This window comes from Halochromatium sp. NSM3 (genome assembly GCF_059621085.1).
Map to the genome: position 1 here is coordinate 1 of NZ_JCAQIA010000001.1, position 14569 is coordinate 14569.

12 protein-coding genes are annotated in these 14569 nt (G+C 67.0%); 6 read left to right on the plus strand and 6 right to left on the minus strand.

All coding sequences use genetic code 11. The features are described 5' to 3' along the window. A partial coding sequence (locus tag AC54T3_RS00005) for an SDR family NAD(P)-dependent oxidoreductase (protein ID WP_496621429.1) occupies nt 1-654 on the minus strand: 654 nt, incomplete at its 3' end. Nucleotides 655-678: 24 nt separating this feature from the next. On the opposite strand from AC54T3_RS00005, the gene AC54T3_RS00010 reads away from it, so the two are divergent. Then, nucleotides 679-1887, plus strand: a complete 1209-nt coding sequence (locus AC54T3_RS00010; RefSeq protein WP_496621430.1) for a class I SAM-dependent methyltransferase — start codon at nt 679-681, stop codon at nt 1885-1887. Nucleotides 1888-1935: 48 nt separating this feature from the next. On the opposite strand, the gene AC54T3_RS00015 is transcribed toward AC54T3_RS00010, so the two are convergent. Further along, nucleotides 1936-2838, minus strand: coding sequence for a complex I NDUFA9 subunit family protein (locus AC54T3_RS00015; protein ID WP_496621431.1), 903 nt, complete (start codon nt 2836-2838; stop codon nt 1936-1938). 173 nt (nt 2839-3011) lie between these two features. On the opposite strand from AC54T3_RS00015, the gene gdhA reads away from it, so the two are divergent. Beyond that, entirely contained in the window at nt 3012-4361 is a 1350-nt protein-coding gene (gdhA, locus tag AC54T3_RS00020; protein ID WP_496621432.1) for an NADP-specific glutamate dehydrogenase, read from the plus strand. A 10-nt stretch (nt 4362-4371) separates the two neighbouring features. On the opposite strand, the gene AC54T3_RS00025 is transcribed toward gdhA, so the two are convergent. Then, on the minus strand, nt 4372-6996 hold the full coding sequence (locus tag AC54T3_RS00025) for a PEP/pyruvate-binding domain-containing protein (RefSeq protein WP_496621433.1): 2625 nt from the start codon (nt 6994-6996) through the stop codon (nt 4372-4374). 86 nt (nt 6997-7082) lie between these two features. Between AC54T3_RS00025 and AC54T3_RS00030 the strand changes: the two genes are divergently transcribed. Further along, the gene (locus AC54T3_RS00030) at nt 7083-7877 is read left to right on the plus strand and encodes a sulfite exporter TauE/SafE family protein (protein WP_496621434.1); all 795 of its coding nucleotides are present in this window, start codon (nt 7083-7085) and stop codon (nt 7875-7877) included. 2 nt (nt 7878-7879) lie between these two features. Here AC54T3_RS00030 and AC54T3_RS00035 read toward each other — a convergent pair whose 3' ends face one another. Both AC54T3_RS00035 and AC54T3_RS00040 read right to left on the minus strand, forming a co-directional pair. Next, nucleotides 7880-8497 carry a hypothetical protein gene (locus tag AC54T3_RS00035; protein ID WP_496621435.1) on the minus strand — a complete coding sequence of 206 codons (618 nt, stop codon included), beginning with the start codon at nt 8495-8497 and terminating at the stop codon, nt 7880-7882. A gap of 173 nt (nt 8498-8670) precedes the next feature. Next, nucleotides 8671-10818 (minus strand): lytic transglycosylase domain-containing protein, encoded by a 2148-nt coding sequence (locus AC54T3_RS00040; RefSeq protein WP_496621436.1) that lies wholly within the window; start codon nt 10816-10818, stop codon nt 8671-8673. 87 nt (nt 10819-10905) lie between these two features. Here AC54T3_RS00040 and AC54T3_RS00045 point away from each other — a divergent pair, with 87 nt between their 5' ends. Together AC54T3_RS00045 and AC54T3_RS00050 are read left to right on the plus strand one after the other, a co-directional pair. Then, nucleotides 10906-11730: an inositol monophosphatase family protein gene (locus AC54T3_RS00045; protein WP_496621437.1), complete on the plus strand. Its 825-nt coding sequence runs from the start codon at nt 10906-10908 to the stop codon at nt 11728-11730. A gap of 74 nt (nt 11731-11804) precedes the next feature. Next, nucleotides 11805-12248: a tetratricopeptide repeat protein gene (locus AC54T3_RS00050; RefSeq protein WP_496621438.1), complete on the plus strand. Its 444-nt coding sequence runs from the start codon at nt 11805-11807 to the stop codon at nt 12246-12248. 65 nt (nt 12249-12313) lie between these two features. Here the strand turns inward: AC54T3_RS00050 and AC54T3_RS00055 are convergent, their stop codons facing one another. Beyond that, the gene (locus AC54T3_RS00055) at nt 12314-13375 is read right to left on the minus strand and encodes a 3-deoxy-7-phosphoheptulonate synthase (protein WP_496621439.1); all 1062 of its coding nucleotides are present in this window, start codon (nt 13373-13375) and stop codon (nt 12314-12316) included. Between the two features lie 411 nt (nt 13376-13786). On the opposite strand from AC54T3_RS00055, the gene AC54T3_RS00060 reads away from it, so the two are divergent. After that, the gene (locus AC54T3_RS00060; protein ID WP_496621440.1) at nt 13787-14503 is read left to right on the plus strand and encodes a lipocalin family protein; all 717 of its coding nucleotides are present in this window, start codon (nt 13787-13789) and stop codon (nt 14501-14503) included. The last annotated feature ends 66 nt before the right edge of the window (nt 14504-14569 follow it).

A 14569-nucleotide genomic window follows, 5' to 3' on the forward strand; every position in this document is an offset into this window, starting at 1 on the left:
CCCAAGGATCTCATCCTTGGCCGCGTCGGACAGCCCCTGCTCCGGCCAGAGGATGGCGCCGGGCGAGACGCCGTTAACCCGCACCTCGGGGCCAAGCTCGCGCGCCAGTGTCTTCACCATCATCGCATTACCAGCCTTGGCGATCGAATAGATCGGATGCGCCTTGAGCGGGCGCTGGGCGTGGATATCGACCAGATTAACCACGGCCCCATGGCTCGCGCGCAGCAGCCGGGCGGCGGCGCGGGCGAGAAAAAAGGGCCCCTTCAGATTGGAGCCTAGCAGCTCGTCCCATTGTGCCTCGGTGGCGTCGTCGACCGGCGTCGGGTAGAAGCTGGAGGCATTGTTGACCAGCAGATCCAGGCGCCCATGATAGGCTTCGACCTCGTCGAGTAGTGCCGGCAGGCGCGGGATGTCGCAAAGATTCGCTTGCACTAACTGCACCGAGCCCTGGCGCTGAGCCTGTAGTTCCTTCTGCAAGGCTTCGGCGGCCTCGCGCGAGCGATAATAGTGCAGCGCCAGATCGGCGCCCTCGGCGTGTAACAGGCGTGCAATGCACGCGCCGATGCGCTGCGCCGCGCCAGTGATCAGCGCGACCTTGCCGCTGAGCGAGGCGGATGTCGGGGGGGTTGAGGGCGAAGTCGTTTGAGCGGTCACAAGGCGTCTCCGGCGGTCCCGTAAATGAGTGATGATGACTGTCTTGAGATGATGATGGACGTTTCCGATCCGGCCCACACCCAACGCGCGGCCCTCGAAGCCCTGATCCGCCGCGAGATCGACGCCGCCGGCGGTCGGCTGGCGTTCGACCGCTTCATGGACCTGGCGCTCTACGCGCCGGGGCTCGGCTATTACGTCGCCGGCGCCCCGAAGCTGGGGGCGACGGGTGATTTTGTCACCGCCCCGGAGATCTCGCCGCTGTTCGGGCGCGCGCTCGCCGTCGCCTGCCGCGAGGGCTTGCGCGCCCTCGAATCCAGGACCGAAGACGGCGGCGACCTGCTCGAATTCGGCGCCGGCAGCGGCGCCCTCGCGGCCGAGATCCTGACCGCCCTGGCCGCAGACGGACCACTGCCGAGGCGCTATCTGATCCTGGAGCCGAGCCCAGATTTGGCCGAGCGGCAGCGTCGCACCCTCAGCGACCGTGTGCCCGAGCTGTTCGCGCGTTGCCACTGGCTCGAACGCCTGCCGGCATCGTTCCAGGGCGTCATCCTCGCCAACGAGGTGCTAGACGCGATGCCGGTGCATCGTTTCCAGATCGGCGCACACGGCCAGATCCAGGAGATCTGCGTCGGCAGCGAGGGCGAGCGTTTCATCGAGGTGCTCGCGGAACCCGCCGCGCCCGCGTTGCGCGAGGCCGTCGCCACGCTGCACGCCGCCGGTGTCGCCACCCGGCCGGGCTATCGCTCCGAGGTCAACCTGCGGCTCGCGCCCTGGGTCCAGGCCCTTAGCGCCCGGCTCACCGCCGGCCTGCTGCTGGTGATCGACTATGGCTACCCGCGCGCCGAGTTCTACCTCGATGAGCGTGACCAGGGCACCCTGATGTGTCACAGTCGCCATCGCGCGCACAGCGATCCCTATCGCGATCTGGGCCTGCAGGATATCACCGCGCATGTCGATTTCAGCGCCCTAGCGGCGGCCGGCCGCGCCGCCGGGCTGCGGCTCGCCGGCTATACGACCCAAGCCAACTTCCTCATCGGCTGCGGCATCGATGCTCTGATCGCCGAGGCCGGCGCCCAGAACCCGATGGCGATGCTGGCGCTGACCGCCGGCGCCAAGCAGCTGCTGTTGCCGAGCCTGATGGGCGAGCGCTTCCAGGTGCTGGGACTCTCGACGGGGCTCGACAACCTCGAACTCAGCGGCTTCGCGGTCCGCGACCTGAGTGACCGGCTCTGAGTGCGAGCACCGCCGTGCGCGCCCAAGCGCGCCGAAGCGGCCTCGGCCTCAGCGCAGATAGGTCGGCACGATGGTCTCGATGTCGCTCGGATGGATACCCAGCTCGAGCAATCCAGCGTGCTTGCCGCAGGTACTCGGGATCTGCATCGACTGGTAATTGTCCATCGTGAACGGCTTGCTGGGCAGGCGCTCGAACAACTGGGCCTGCCAGCGCGAGGCGCGATCGTTGAGGCCGATCAGCAGACGCCGCCGGTCGATCCAATGCGCGGTCTGTTCCACTAATTCCTCGAGACTGAAGACCCGGGGGCCACAGAGGTCGTAACGCTGGCCGATGGTTTGCGGATCATCCAACGCGCGGGCGATAGCCTCGCAGACATCGCCCACCCACACCGGTGCGAAGCGCGCCTGCGGGCAGGCCAGCGGGAAGATTCCCGGCGCCAGCTCCAATAAGGACGCGAAGCGATTGAAGAAGCTGTCGCCGCGACCGAAGATCACCGATGGGCGCACGCTGGTGACCTGCAAGCCCTCGGCCCGATGCGCCAGCTCCTCGCCCGCGCCCTTGGAGCGCAGATAGGCGCTGGCACCGCGCGCGGCGTCGGCGTTCAACGCGCTCATCTGGATCAGGCGTGGCACACCGGCTGCGGCGGCCGCTGCAGTCAGCTCGCGCACCAGCTCGACATGCACCCGCTCGAAGGTCGAGCGGCCGTCCTCGTTGAGGATGCCGATCAGGTTCACGACCGCCGTGCAGCCCGGCAGGAGTTCATCGAGCGTGACCCGATCCAAGGCCGTGACGGGCTCTAGGGTCAGCTGCTCGAGCAGCTTCAGATCGCGGTGGCGATGCGGCCGCCGCGTCGGTACCAGGCAATGCCAGCCGGCCCGACCGAGACGGCCGAGCAGGTGCTGCCCGACGAAACCGGTACCGCCGAGAATACAGACTGTTTTCGCGCTCATCCACACTGTCCCTAAGGCTCAAGCAGGGGCATCGGCACCCCGAACGGTGAAAATCATGCATTATGAACGTCTATCTGGGCTTGATCCAGCGCCCCGGCTCGGCTCCGGCGCGGCACATAGAGGTCACCGCCCGGCATCCGGGCTCGACCCGACGTATCTGGAGAGATGACAGCATGGCAGTAGGTCTAGACGAAAAACTCGAACCCATTTATCAGGATGTCCTGCACCGCAACCCCGGCGAGACCGAGTTCCACCAGGCCGTGCGCGAGGTGCTCGAATCGCTCGGCCCGGTGCTGGTGAAATACCCCGAGTTCGCCGAACACAAGATCATCCAGCGCATCTGCGAACCCGAGCGCCAAATCATCTTCCGCGTGCCCTGGCAGGACGATCAGGGCGTCGTCCACATCAACCGCGCCTTTCGCGTCGAGTTCAACAGTGCGCTCGGGCCTTACAAGGGCGGGATGCGCTTTCACCCCTCGGTGTATCTCGGCATCATCAAGTTCCTCGGCTTCGAGCAGATCTTCAAAAACGCCTTGACCGGCCTGCCGATCGGCGGCGGCAAGGGCGGCAGCGACTTCGATCCCAAGGGTCGTTCCGACGCCGAGATCATGCGCTTCTGCCAGAGCCTGATGACCGAGCTGTACCGCTATCTCGGCGAGAACACCGATGTCCCGGCCGGCGATATCGGCGTCGGTCAACGCGAGATCGGTTATCTGTTCGGCCAATACAAGCGCATCACCAACCGCTATGAATCGGGCGTCCTGACCGGCAAGGGCTTGGACTGGGGCGGCAGCCGCGCGCGCACCGAGGCGACCGGCTACGGGGTGGTGTTCTTCCTCGAGGAGATGCTGAAGGTGCGCGCCGACGCGCTCGACGGCAAGACCTGCGTCGTCTCCGGTTCCGGCAATGTCGCCATCCACGCCATCGAGAAGATCCAGGAACTCGGCGGCCAGGTCATCGCCTGCTCTGACTCCAACGGCGTGATCCTCGACGAGGGCGGCATCGATCTGGAACTGCTCAAGGAGATCAAGGAGATCGAACGCCGCCGCATCAAGGTCTATGCCGAGCGCAAGCCGGACAGCCTGTATACCGAGAACGGCAGCATCTGGGACATTCCCTGCGCGCTCGCGCTGCCCTGCGCGACCCAGAACGAACTCACCGACAAGGATGCGCGCACGTTGGTGGCCAATGGCTGCATCGCGGTCGCCGAGGGCGCCAACATGCCGACCACGCCCGAGGCCATCCAGCGCTTCTTCGAGGCCGGTGTCGCCTTCGCTCCAGGCAAGGCGGCGAACGCCGGCGGGGTCGCCACCAGCGCCCTGGAAATGCAGCAGAACGCCAGCCGCGATTCCTGGTCCTTCGAGTACACCGAGGCCCGCCTGCGCGAGATTATGACCAGCATCCACAGTACCTGCTTCGAGATCGCCGACCAGTTCGGCCAGCCGGGCAACTATGTGGTGGGCGCCAATATCGCCGGCTTCCTGAAGGTCGGCCGCGCGATGGTGGCGATGGGGCTGATCTGAGGGGAGTGATTTACGGCTCGACCGGCTGATAGCACAGCAAGCGCTGCTGCACCACATCGGCGCTCAGGCGCAGGCCGGTGGCGCGCACGTCGACCACGCTGACGCTCGCCGCCACCTCGGGATCGGTCTCGGCGGGCGCGGCGATGCGTGTCGCAGCGGGCAGGCGCTCGAGCCAGTCTGGATGGTAGTGATGACCGGGTAGGCGCGGAAACAGGGCGACATAGGCGATGCCGGACTCGACCAGGTCCTGGAAGAAGTGCGAGCCGAAGGACAGATCGGGGGTCATGCCGGCGCCGATCTCGGCGACCTCGGCGATCACCGCCATGCGGTTGATGTCGGCAAAGCGGATCGGCACCCCCAGCTCGGGGCTGCTGGTCCCCCAACGGCCCGGGCCGATCAGCAAGGTCGGGCACTCGTCGCGCTCGGCGAGGGCGCGGTTGACGTCACCGACGAGCCGCCCGACCGCGTACTTTTGCGTCCGGGACAAGGCCCCATAGCGGCGGCCATCGACGCGGATCACGCGGCTGATCGGCCGATCGATATTCCCGCCCATGAAATGCCCGCAAGTGGCGAAGAACAACCGCTGCTCGGCAACCGTCTCGGGCAACTCCACCCGTTGTGTCGGCCCCAGGGTTTGCAACGGGCGGCACTGCACGAGACTGAAGCTCGGCGTGCCATCTGCGGCCAGGTGCGCGGTGAACTCGATATCGACCGGGTAGGCGTAGGCCGCCTCCAGCGTTTGCAGCATGCGCCGCAGCACCGCGCCGAAAGCGGTGCGCTCGAGCAGGGGTGTGAAGGTCACGCGCCAGACTGGCGCGCCACCGCGCGCCCGCGCCCGTTCGCTCGCCTCGCGGTCGAGTTCGGCGCACCAGGACAGGGGCCAGTGCGGCGCCAGCACCGCGAGTTCGCGCACCGAGAGCGTCCGCAGCCGGTTATCGCTGATGTCCAGCACATCGACATCGTGCTGGGAGAACTGCCCTGGATCATTGGAATCGCGAAACGGCTGCCGGCGTGGCTGATCGAGCGCGACGACGCGCGCGTGGTCGCCCTCGATGCGGTCCACGGCACGGGTTCCCAGGCCCACCACCAGCCGCAGCATGCCCGCCGCCGGATCCAGATCGGGCTCCCAGACGAAGAGGTTGCGCGAGACCCCGACCCCGGCGCAATCGGGCAGATAATAGCGCCCGTGATAGCGCCCGTTGACCCGCTGCAGCAGCAGCGCCATCGGCTCCTCGCGCGCCTCCAGACCACGCTGGCGGCGGTAGACTAGGGCATCGTTGCTCATGGTGCTGGCGAACACCTGGCGGATCGCCGCCTCCAACTGCTCGAGGCGCTGGTCCGGCGAGCCCTGGTTGACGCAGAAGACACTCTCGTACTTGCCGGCGAAGGCGTTGCCGAAGCCGTCTTCCAGCAGGCTGCTCGAGCGCACCAGGATCGGATACTGCCCAAAGTGATCGAGCATGCGCTCGAGATCCAGGCGCACCTCCTCGGGCAATTCGCCTTGCCGCAGATCGGCGTGCAGGGTCTCCGCCTCCGCGAAATAACCCTCCGGCGTGCGCTGGCGCATCAAGCGCGTCCACCAGCCGTTGTGTACCAGGTAGGAGTAGTAGACATCGGAACCGAGGTAGAAGGAATCATGCGGTTCCAGAATGGGCGCCCAGAACGCCGGATCATCGCGCTCGAGGATACGCCGCGCGAGCAACATGCCGACGGCCTTGCCGCCGATAAAGCCGCTGCCGATCATGCGCCCGCGGATGGCGACCAGATCCTGCAGATCGAGATGCCGCCGGGCCAGGTCAAGCACCTGCTCGTCGCGGCTGATGAGCACCCGATAGAGCCGGTCGAGCACCTGCGCGCGTTGTGCGCGCGGCGCCTCGCGCGCGGCGAGTTCCGAGGCTTCCAGAAACAGCCGGTCCCAATAATCCATCTGACAGGCGCTTTCGCTGTCGCGCCGCAGCAACGCCGCCTGCAAGCGCGTCGCCGCTGTGCTGTCGGCAACGGGCGTGAAGTCGCCGTTGTGGTGGGTGTGCGGCAGGAACATGGTCGGCGATTGCCGGCCGCTGACCTTGACCGGCTGCAGATAGCGCGCGTTGTCGGCATGGCGCACATCGATCAGCACCTGAGTGGTGTCGCGGATGCGCGCCATGGTGCGGTGCGAATGCGCCTGCGACAGCAGCCCGAAGTAGGCAACGGTGTCGAGTTCGTATAGATAGGGGCAGACCACCCGAAACAGGTTGCCGACCATTAGATCGGTGGCCCAGGCCGAGAGCAGATCGGACAGGCAATCGAAGACGTAAAACGCGCCCTGGCCGTGATCGGCGATCAGCTGATAGACATGGCGCGTGAAGGCCTCGAAGCCCTGCAGGGCATCGACGCGCACGCGCCGCACCGAGGGCCCCGGCGCGATCAGCGGCGCATGGCGCCCGAAGCGGACATAGATGACCGCACGCCCCTGGGCCGCAGCAGCGGTGACGAAGGGCGGAACAAAGTGGCGATAATCCTCGATATCATCCACGCGCCAGACGACATTGTCGCCCAGGCGCAGACCATCGAGCACACGGTCCAAGCCGTCTAGGCCGGTCGAGATGAGATCGCCAGCCTGTCTCGTTGCCTTCGTCCTCTCGCTCCCGCTCATCTGCGGCACTCATCGCCCAAACACGCGCTCATCATCGAATCGACCCTCATGCCTCACCCCCTCAAACCGACACGCACCGAGCACCATTGACTCCCCTCGCTCTCATCGCTTACGTGGCCACTGGCGCGCTCGCCGGCCTCCTCGCCGGGCTGTTCGGGGTCGGTGGCGGGGCGATCATCGTGCCGGCGCTGCTCGCCCTCTTCGCCTGGCTGCCGTTGCACGGCGACTGGGCGCCGCATCAAGCCGTCGCGACCTCCTTGGCGACCATTATCGCCACCGGCTCGATCTCGGCCTATTCCCATCATCGGCGCGGCGCCGTCGACTGGAGCCTGTTTCGTTGGCTTGGCACCGGGCTCTTGCTCGGCGCCGGTTTCGGGGCGTTCGCCGGCGCCTGGATCGCCCCACTCTGGTTGCAGCGTCTGTTCGCCGGCTTCCTGCTCTATGCCGGGCTGCGCATGCTCTTGCGCCCGGCTACGCCGCGCCCGCGTCTGCGACCGGGATCGACACGACTGCTCGGCGCCGGCCTTGGCTTCGGAACCTTGTCCGCCCTGCTCGGCGTCGGCGGAGGGATTCTGGTGGTGCCCTTTCTCGCCCGTCACGGGGTCGCCATGCGCCACGCCATCGGCACCGCCAGCGCCTGCGGCGTGCCGATCGCAGCCGCCGGCACACTGGGCTTCGTGCTCTCGGGCTGGCAGCAGAGCGGCCTGCTCGCACACAGCCTCGGCTTCGTCTACTGGCCGGCGGCGCTCGCCATCGTCAGCACCAGCATGCCGTGCGCCTCTCTCGGCGCGCGCCTAGCGCATCATCTGCCCACCGCGACCTTGAAACGCCTCTTCGCGGGCCTGCTGATCCTGGTCGGCCTCGGCTTGCTCGTCGGCTGAGTTCAGTTCCCGCTGCCGCTCCGGGGCAGATCCCAGCTCGGTGCCTCGAGCCAAAGCCGCCGATAGAGATAGGTGTTGCCAGCGGCATCGCGCATCACCAAACGCCCTTGCTGTTCGGCCAGCTCATAGGCGCGCACACTCTCGGTGGTGGGCTCGTAGAAGGCGATGCGCTCACCACGGCGCTGGAACAGGCCCTCGATATGCCCACCCTGAGCCGCATGCAACCGAAAGCGCGGTTGGCGCAGGATCATCAGCCCACCGTCGCGCCCCTCCCAAATCCCATCCAGTCGGCTGCCGCTGCTGGCCCACGGCCAGCCTCCGTTCGCGGCGAGGGCGTCCGTCATGCCGTGCATGCCGAAGGCGGTGATCGGATCGGCGAAGCTGTTGTAGCCTGGCATCTGGCTCCAGGGCATCTGGCCACCACCGAACGGGCTCATGCCCGGCATCATCGAGGGCATGGACGAGGCGGGCGCATCGCCATCGCTATCGAAGAGTCCCATCGCCTCCATCATCCGCGCCATCGCCTGGGCCATGGCATCGGCCGCGTCGCCAGCGGTGGCGGGTGCGGGAACGAGGGCCGACAGGCTCAGCACGACGGCGATGAGGAGAGAAAAACGCATGAGGCTGCAGCGATAGAGGGGAGCAGTTAGCAGGGGGAAGTGGGAAAAGAGCGCGTGGCGACGAGGGTAAGACCCCGTGGGGGTTCAGGATAACAGAGCCGTGAAGGATCGATCAGCGTCTCCCGCTCAGGACAGGGGCCGGGGCACGGGTCTGGTCACGGACCAGGGCTGCGTCAAGGCACCGGACGCAGCAAGGCGCCGACCCGCAACGGCTCCAGCCCGAGCCGGTGCCGATAGATGACGCGATAGGTCAGGACGCGACGCGCGTATTGGCGCGTCTCGGCATAGGGGATCTCGGTCATCCAGAGGGCACCCGGTATCGGCGCCTCCGGCAGCCAGCGGCGCACCGCCGTTGGGCCGGCATTGTAAGCGGCGCTAGCGACCAGCGGATGACCATTGAAGCGATGCTGCATCTCGGCCAGGTAGGTCGTGCCGAGTGCGATGTTCAATGCCGGGTCGATCAGATCCGGTCGCTCCGGGGGCGGGCGGCCAGTCTTGCTCGCGACCTCACGTGCGGTGGCCGGCATCAATTGCATCAGGCCGATGGCGCCAGCATGCGAGGCGGCGCCGGGCGCGAAGGCGCTTTCCTGACGAATGACCGCGTAGACCCAGTCCAACGGCAGCCCCTGCTCGGCGGCGGCCTCATGCACCAGCGACCGATGGGCGAGCGGGAAACGCAGCTCCAGATCGTCCCAGTAGGCGGCGCGCGCCAGGGTCAGGATCGACTCGTTCACCAGCCCGAGCCGGGCCGCAGCGGCCGCCGCCGCCAGCCGTTGCTCGCGCGACATCGAGCGCGTGAGCGCGCGCCATTCGCGGGCCACATCCTCATCGCGGCCGAGCACTTGCAAGGCCTGAATAGGCGCGATCGTCTCCGAGGCGAGGAGCGCCTCGACCGCATCGGCGGCGACCGGGATCGGCTGGTGATCTAGGGCCAACGGGCGCCCGATCAGTTCCGCCGAGAGAAAGCCCCACAGGCTGCGCTCCCCGGCTGTGGAGGCGAAGGCATGCGCGGCCGCCGCGCGTTCGGCCGCGCTAGTCGCGACCCGCATCAGGGCCTGACCGCGCCAGTAGCGCCATTTCCCAAGTTCGTCGGCCGTCGCCGGCAATCCGCGCGACCAGGCGGCGAGCCGCGACCAGGCGCGGGCGCGCAGGGCCGTTTGCAGCCGCGCGAGCTGCAGATCGATATTGTCATCACGCGGTTCGAGGCGCGCCAGCGCATCCAGCCCGCGCGCGTCCCCGGCCCGCACCAGCGCCTGGCCGACGGCAGCGTCGGCGCGCTCGGCGAGCGCCGGTGGGAGGGTCTCGGCCGCCGCGATCGAGGCTCTGAGCAGCTCGGCCCACTCCGGCGCGCGCTCGGCGAGCCGTTGCAGGCCATGCACCAGGATATGCTGGCGGCGCGTCGCGTCCGGAATCCGCGCGGCGGTGAGTGGTGCCTCGAGCAACTGTTCCGGGCGTCGATGCACGTCCACCAACCGCTCGAGCCAGGGCTGCTGTGCGCTGGGCAGATAGCGTGCCTGATAGGCCGCGACGCCGGCGTTGTCGTGCGCCAAGGCGCGTTCGACGCGCGCCCAGACCAGGTCGCTCTCGAGCCCGCCGGCGGCGTACCAGGCGGCGAACAGCGGATCGCACGCCGCCGGCAGCGAGCGCGCGGTCAGATACAGCTCGGCCAATCCCGCGAAGGCCTTGGCCTCACGACCGGCTGCGTGCCCGATCACGCGTCCGGTCATGCGCCCGGCTTCGCGCCCAACCTCACGCTCAGTCGCAAGGAGGGCGCGTCGATACCAGCATTCGCGCTGCGTCGAGCCATCATCGACGTAGTCCTCGAGGTAGTCCGTCCAGCGCCCCTCGCGCGCGAGCCGCGCCAGCCATTGGTGCCGGATACGCTCGGCCGGAACGCTGCCCGGGTAGCGTTCCAGGAAGGCCCGCACCTCGGACGCCTCGGCGCGACCGATGCGCTTGTGCAACTCGGCGCGCAGCAGCTCGGCTTGCAGCGGATGGCCTGCGAGCGTCGCCGTCAACTGCTCGAAGGTCTCCTGCTCGCCGGCGTCGAGGGCCGCACGCGCGGCATCGAAACGCACCGCGTCCGGGACTTGGATCGCCGCCGCTGCGGCATACTGCTGCTCAAGCTCCGATGGCCGCTCCAAGGCGCCCGGCAACGCCCACAGCAGTAACGCGAACAGCAGGGCTTGGGCGACATGGCTAGACCACCCACGCCGCGCCCGCAGCCGGACCGGTGGCGATGCCGGCTGCGATCTCGACCGCGATGCCCGTGGCGGTGAATGCGCCCGGCCGTTCGCCGCCATCAGATCCGTCTCGACCATGGATTTCGACTCCGGCCCGATTGATTTGCGACGAATCGCGTGCATCTGTCCTCCTCGGAGACCGCCCAAACAGCCGAGCTAACCCGCATGTCAGCCGACGCACACCCCGATATTCCCACGCTGAGCGCACTCCTGCGCGAGATTGCGCGCGATGAACTCATGCCCCGCTTCGCCCATCCAGATGCCCGCGAGAAGGCCGATGGCAGCCTGGTCACCGACGCCGATCTCGCCGTGCAGCAGCGCTTGGTGACGGCGCTCGCCGAACGCTGGCCGATGATCCCGCTGCTCGGCGAGGAGATGTCCAGCGCCGAGCAACAGCTCCTGCTCGCCGACCAGGACGCCGCCCTTTGGTGCTTGGACCCGCTCGACGGCACCAGCAACTTCACCTGTGGTTTCCCAGGATTTTGCATCTCGCTGGCCCTGCTGCGGGCCGGCCGGGTCGAGCTTGGGCTGGTGCTGGACCCGGTACGCGACGAATGCTTCAGCGCGCGGCGCGGCCAAGGCGCCCGGCTCGATGGCCAGCCCATCAGACCCTACAGCCCCGGCGAGCGTCTTGGCGACTGTCTCGCGATGATCGACTTCAAGCGGTTACCAAAAGCGCGCGTGGCGGATCTGTTCGGTGCTGATTCCTTCCGCTCGCAGCGCAATCTGGGCGCAGTCGCGCTGGAATGGTGTTGGCTCGGCGCCGGCCGTTTCCAGCTCTATCTGCACGGCGGGCAAGGACTCTGGGACCACGCCGCCGGCCGCCTGATTGCCGAGGAGGCGGGCGCCGCGACCCGATTGTACGCGCCCGGCGGCAACGCGCCAGAAGCCGCCCTCACACTCGATAAACGCATCGCCTTGGGCGCCGCGAGCGAGGATCTGCTCAGCCTATGGCAAGCGCGCGTGGCGCTGCCGATGAATCACGGCTAAGAGGCTGTCTGAAATCCGAATTGCGGCGCCTCAATACCGCCATCCCGCACACTCCAAACCGACGAGGTCTCCCGATGAGCGAAACCTTCACCAACCAGGACATGGATCTCAGCAGCGGCATCGCCGCGTTTGAATCCAAGCAATTCTCGCGTGCGGTGGGCCTGCTGGGGCCGCTCGCCGAGGCCGGCGATCCGGAAGCGCAGTATCGCGTTGCGATCATGGCGCAGAACGGGCTGGGCATGCTCGAGAATCCCATGCAAGCCTTCAAATACATGCGCGCCGCAGCCGAGGCCGGGCTCGGCGTCGCCCAGCACGGGCTTGGGTTCATGTACATGGAAGGCGAGTGCATCGATCAAGACGCGAGCAAGGCCGTGGCCTGGTTCAAGAAGGCGGCGGAGCAAGGACTGGCCGGCTCCCAGACCACCTTGGCGATGATGTACGAGGAGGGCCGCGGCGTCGAGAAGGACCCCGAGGAGGCCCGCCGTTGGTATCACATGGCGGGCTTCGACGAGAAGTAGCGCACCCACTCCCCGAGGCTGGAGGTCAGCCGGCGGCCATCAGCGGTAGGCGTCAGCGCCAAACATCAGCAGCAGCAGGCGCGACGCCGCTCGGCGGCCTCCGCCAAGCGCAGCAGCATGGGCGCCGTCTGCTCCCAGTCCAGACAGGCATCGGTGATGCTCTGGCCATAGACCAGCTCGCCGGCGACGGTGAGGTTTTGGCGACCACCGACGAGATGGCTTTCGATCATGGCGCCGTAAATACGCCCATCGCCGCGCGCGATCTGTCCGGCGACATCCTCGGCGACCCGCACCTGCTTGTCTGGCTGTTTGCGGCTGTTGGCATGGCTGAAGTCGATCATGATCTTCGGCACCAGCCCCGAATCCTGGATCGCGGTCGCCGCGATGTCGACGCTCTCGGTGTCGTAATTCGGCCGGCTGCCGCCGCGCAGGATGATGTGGGTATCCTCGTTGCCGGTGGTGGTGAAGATCGCCGAGTGCCCGTCCTTGGTCAGCGACATGAACACATGCGGGCGCGCGGCGGCATGGATCGCATCGATCGCCACCTTGACGCTGCCATCGGTGGCATTTTTAAAGCCGACCGGACAGGACAGGCCCGAGGCCAGCTCGCGGTGACCTTGGCTCTCGGTCGTACGCGCGCCGATCGCGCCCCAACTGACCAGATCGGCGATGTATTGCGGGCTGATCAGGTCCAGGAACTCGGTGCCGGCCGGCATGCCCTGGGCGTTGAGGTCGATGAGCAACTGGCGCGCCAGGCCCAGGCCCTTGTTGATCTCGAAGCTGCCGTCGAGGTACGGATCGTTGATCAGACCCTTCCAGCCGACCGTGGTGCGCGGCTTCTCGAAGTAGACCCGCATCACGATCAGCAACTGATCGCGGACCTGATCGCGGACCTCGCTCAGACGCTGGGCATACTCGAGCGCTGCGGCCGGATCATGCACCGAGCAGGGGCCAACCACGATCAATAAGCGATCGTCCTCGCCGTGCAGGATGCGTTGGATGGCCTTGCGCGTCTCATGGACCGTGGTGGCCGCCGCAGGGGTGATGGGATACTCGGCGTGCAGGTCTTTCGGGGCGATGACCTGTTTGATGGCGCGAATGCGAAGATCGTCTGTATCGTATTGCATGCTCTTTCGTGGTGCGCGCTTGTCCGCACCTTGGTCTCTAAACGCTGAATTATGCCTGTGATAGCGCCCATATCGCCATGCGCTTGGTGGCGGAATGACAAACCGTTGCTCGCCCGGCCTTGGAGCCCGATTACTGATGCCCCAGCGCCAGAACGCGCGGCCAGGTAGAATCCCGCGCCTTTCATCCACCACCGGTTGGCTAAGATGCCTTTGGGCCTAACCTTTGCTTAAGGCTGAGGCACTCACGGATCGAGTCCTGAGCAACCAGGGGCCGGAGCCCCTCCCTGCGCCCGCTGTTCACTCCAAGCCATGACTTGTGCCCACCCCGCCACCCGGCGCTGCCGCTAGGATTCGCATGACCGCATCTCAGACACCATCAAACCGAAGCCGCCACGCTCCCAGGATTCCATCATGACGGACCGCCCACCACCGAAGGTGCGTAACGGCTTGACCGGCGGGCGCCGCAGCGCCCGTCGATCGACCAAGCCAGAGACCGCCCAGCGGGGCGGCAACCGCAGTGCTCAAGAGTTTTCCGACTGGGCTGAGGAGATCTACACCGCCCCCCCCGGCAGCCGCCACCGCGAGGACGTCGACGCCCAGGTTACGGTCAGCACGCGCTTGCGCAAGCCCAGGGTCCATCTCACCGCCCCGAGCACGGTGCCCTATCTCGATCTCAAGCGCTACATGGGCCGCTGGTACGAGATCGCTAGACTGCCCTACTTCACCCAGCGCCGCTGCACCCAGGACGTACAGGCCGATTATCGGCTCGGTGACGACGGCGTCGTTTATGTCACCAATCGCTGCACCCATGCCGATGGTGGCATCGGTACCGCAAAAGGCATCGCGCGGGTGGTCGATCGCGGCAGCAACGCGCGCTTCGAGATCAGCTTCCGCATGCTCTACGGCGTGCATGTGCTCTGGGACCATTATTGGGTGATCGGGCTCGGCGATGAGTACGAGTATGCCCTGGTCGGGCAGCCGTCGCGCCGCCGCGGCTGGGTGCTCTCACGCGAACCCGAGCCGCCCGAGGCCGAGGTCCAGCAGTGGCTGGCCGAGTTCGCCGACAAAGGGTTCCCGGCCGATTCTTTTGAGCGCACGCGCCAGACGAGCGCCTCGAGACAGGCCTGAGCCGCAGCGCATCTTGGCAATATCGATTAACGACCGCTTAACGACCTTAACGAGGTGAGCCCAAAC

Coding starts and splice junctions, on each gene's coding strand:
- AC54T3_RS00010 (WP_496621430.1), top strand. CDS start 679: ATGAGTGATGATGACTGTCTTGAGATGATGATGGACGTTTCCGATCCG.
- AC54T3_RS00015 (WP_496621431.1), bottom strand. CDS start 2,838: ATGAGCGCGAAAACAGTCTGTATTCTCGGCGGTACCGGTTTCGTCGGG.
- gdhA (WP_496621432.1), top strand. CDS start 3,012: ATGGCAGTAGGTCTAGACGAAAAACTCGAACCCATTTATCAGGATGTC.
- AC54T3_RS00025 (WP_496621433.1), bottom strand. CDS start 6,996: ATGAGCGGGAGCGAGAGGACGAAGGCAACGAGACAGGCTGGCGATCTC.
- AC54T3_RS00035 (WP_496621435.1), bottom strand. CDS start 8,497: ATGCGTTTTTCTCTCCTCATCGCCGTCGTGCTGAGCCTGTCGGCCCTC.
- AC54T3_RS00040 (WP_496621436.1), bottom strand. CDS start 10,818: ATGGTCGAGACGGATCTGATGGCGGCGAACGGCCGGGCGCATTCACCG.
- AC54T3_RS00045 (WP_496621437.1), top strand. CDS start 10,906: ATGTCAGCCGACGCACACCCCGATATTCCCACGCTGAGCGCACTCCTG.
- AC54T3_RS00050 (WP_496621438.1), top strand. CDS start 11,805: ATGAGCGAAACCTTCACCAACCAGGACATGGATCTCAGCAGCGGCATC.
- AC54T3_RS00055 (WP_496621439.1), bottom strand. CDS start 13,375: ATGCAATACGATACAGACGATCTTCGCATTCGCGCCATCAAACAGGTC.
- AC54T3_RS00060 (WP_496621440.1), top strand. CDS start 13,787: ATGACGGACCGCCCACCACCGAAGGTGCGTAACGGCTTGACCGGCGGG.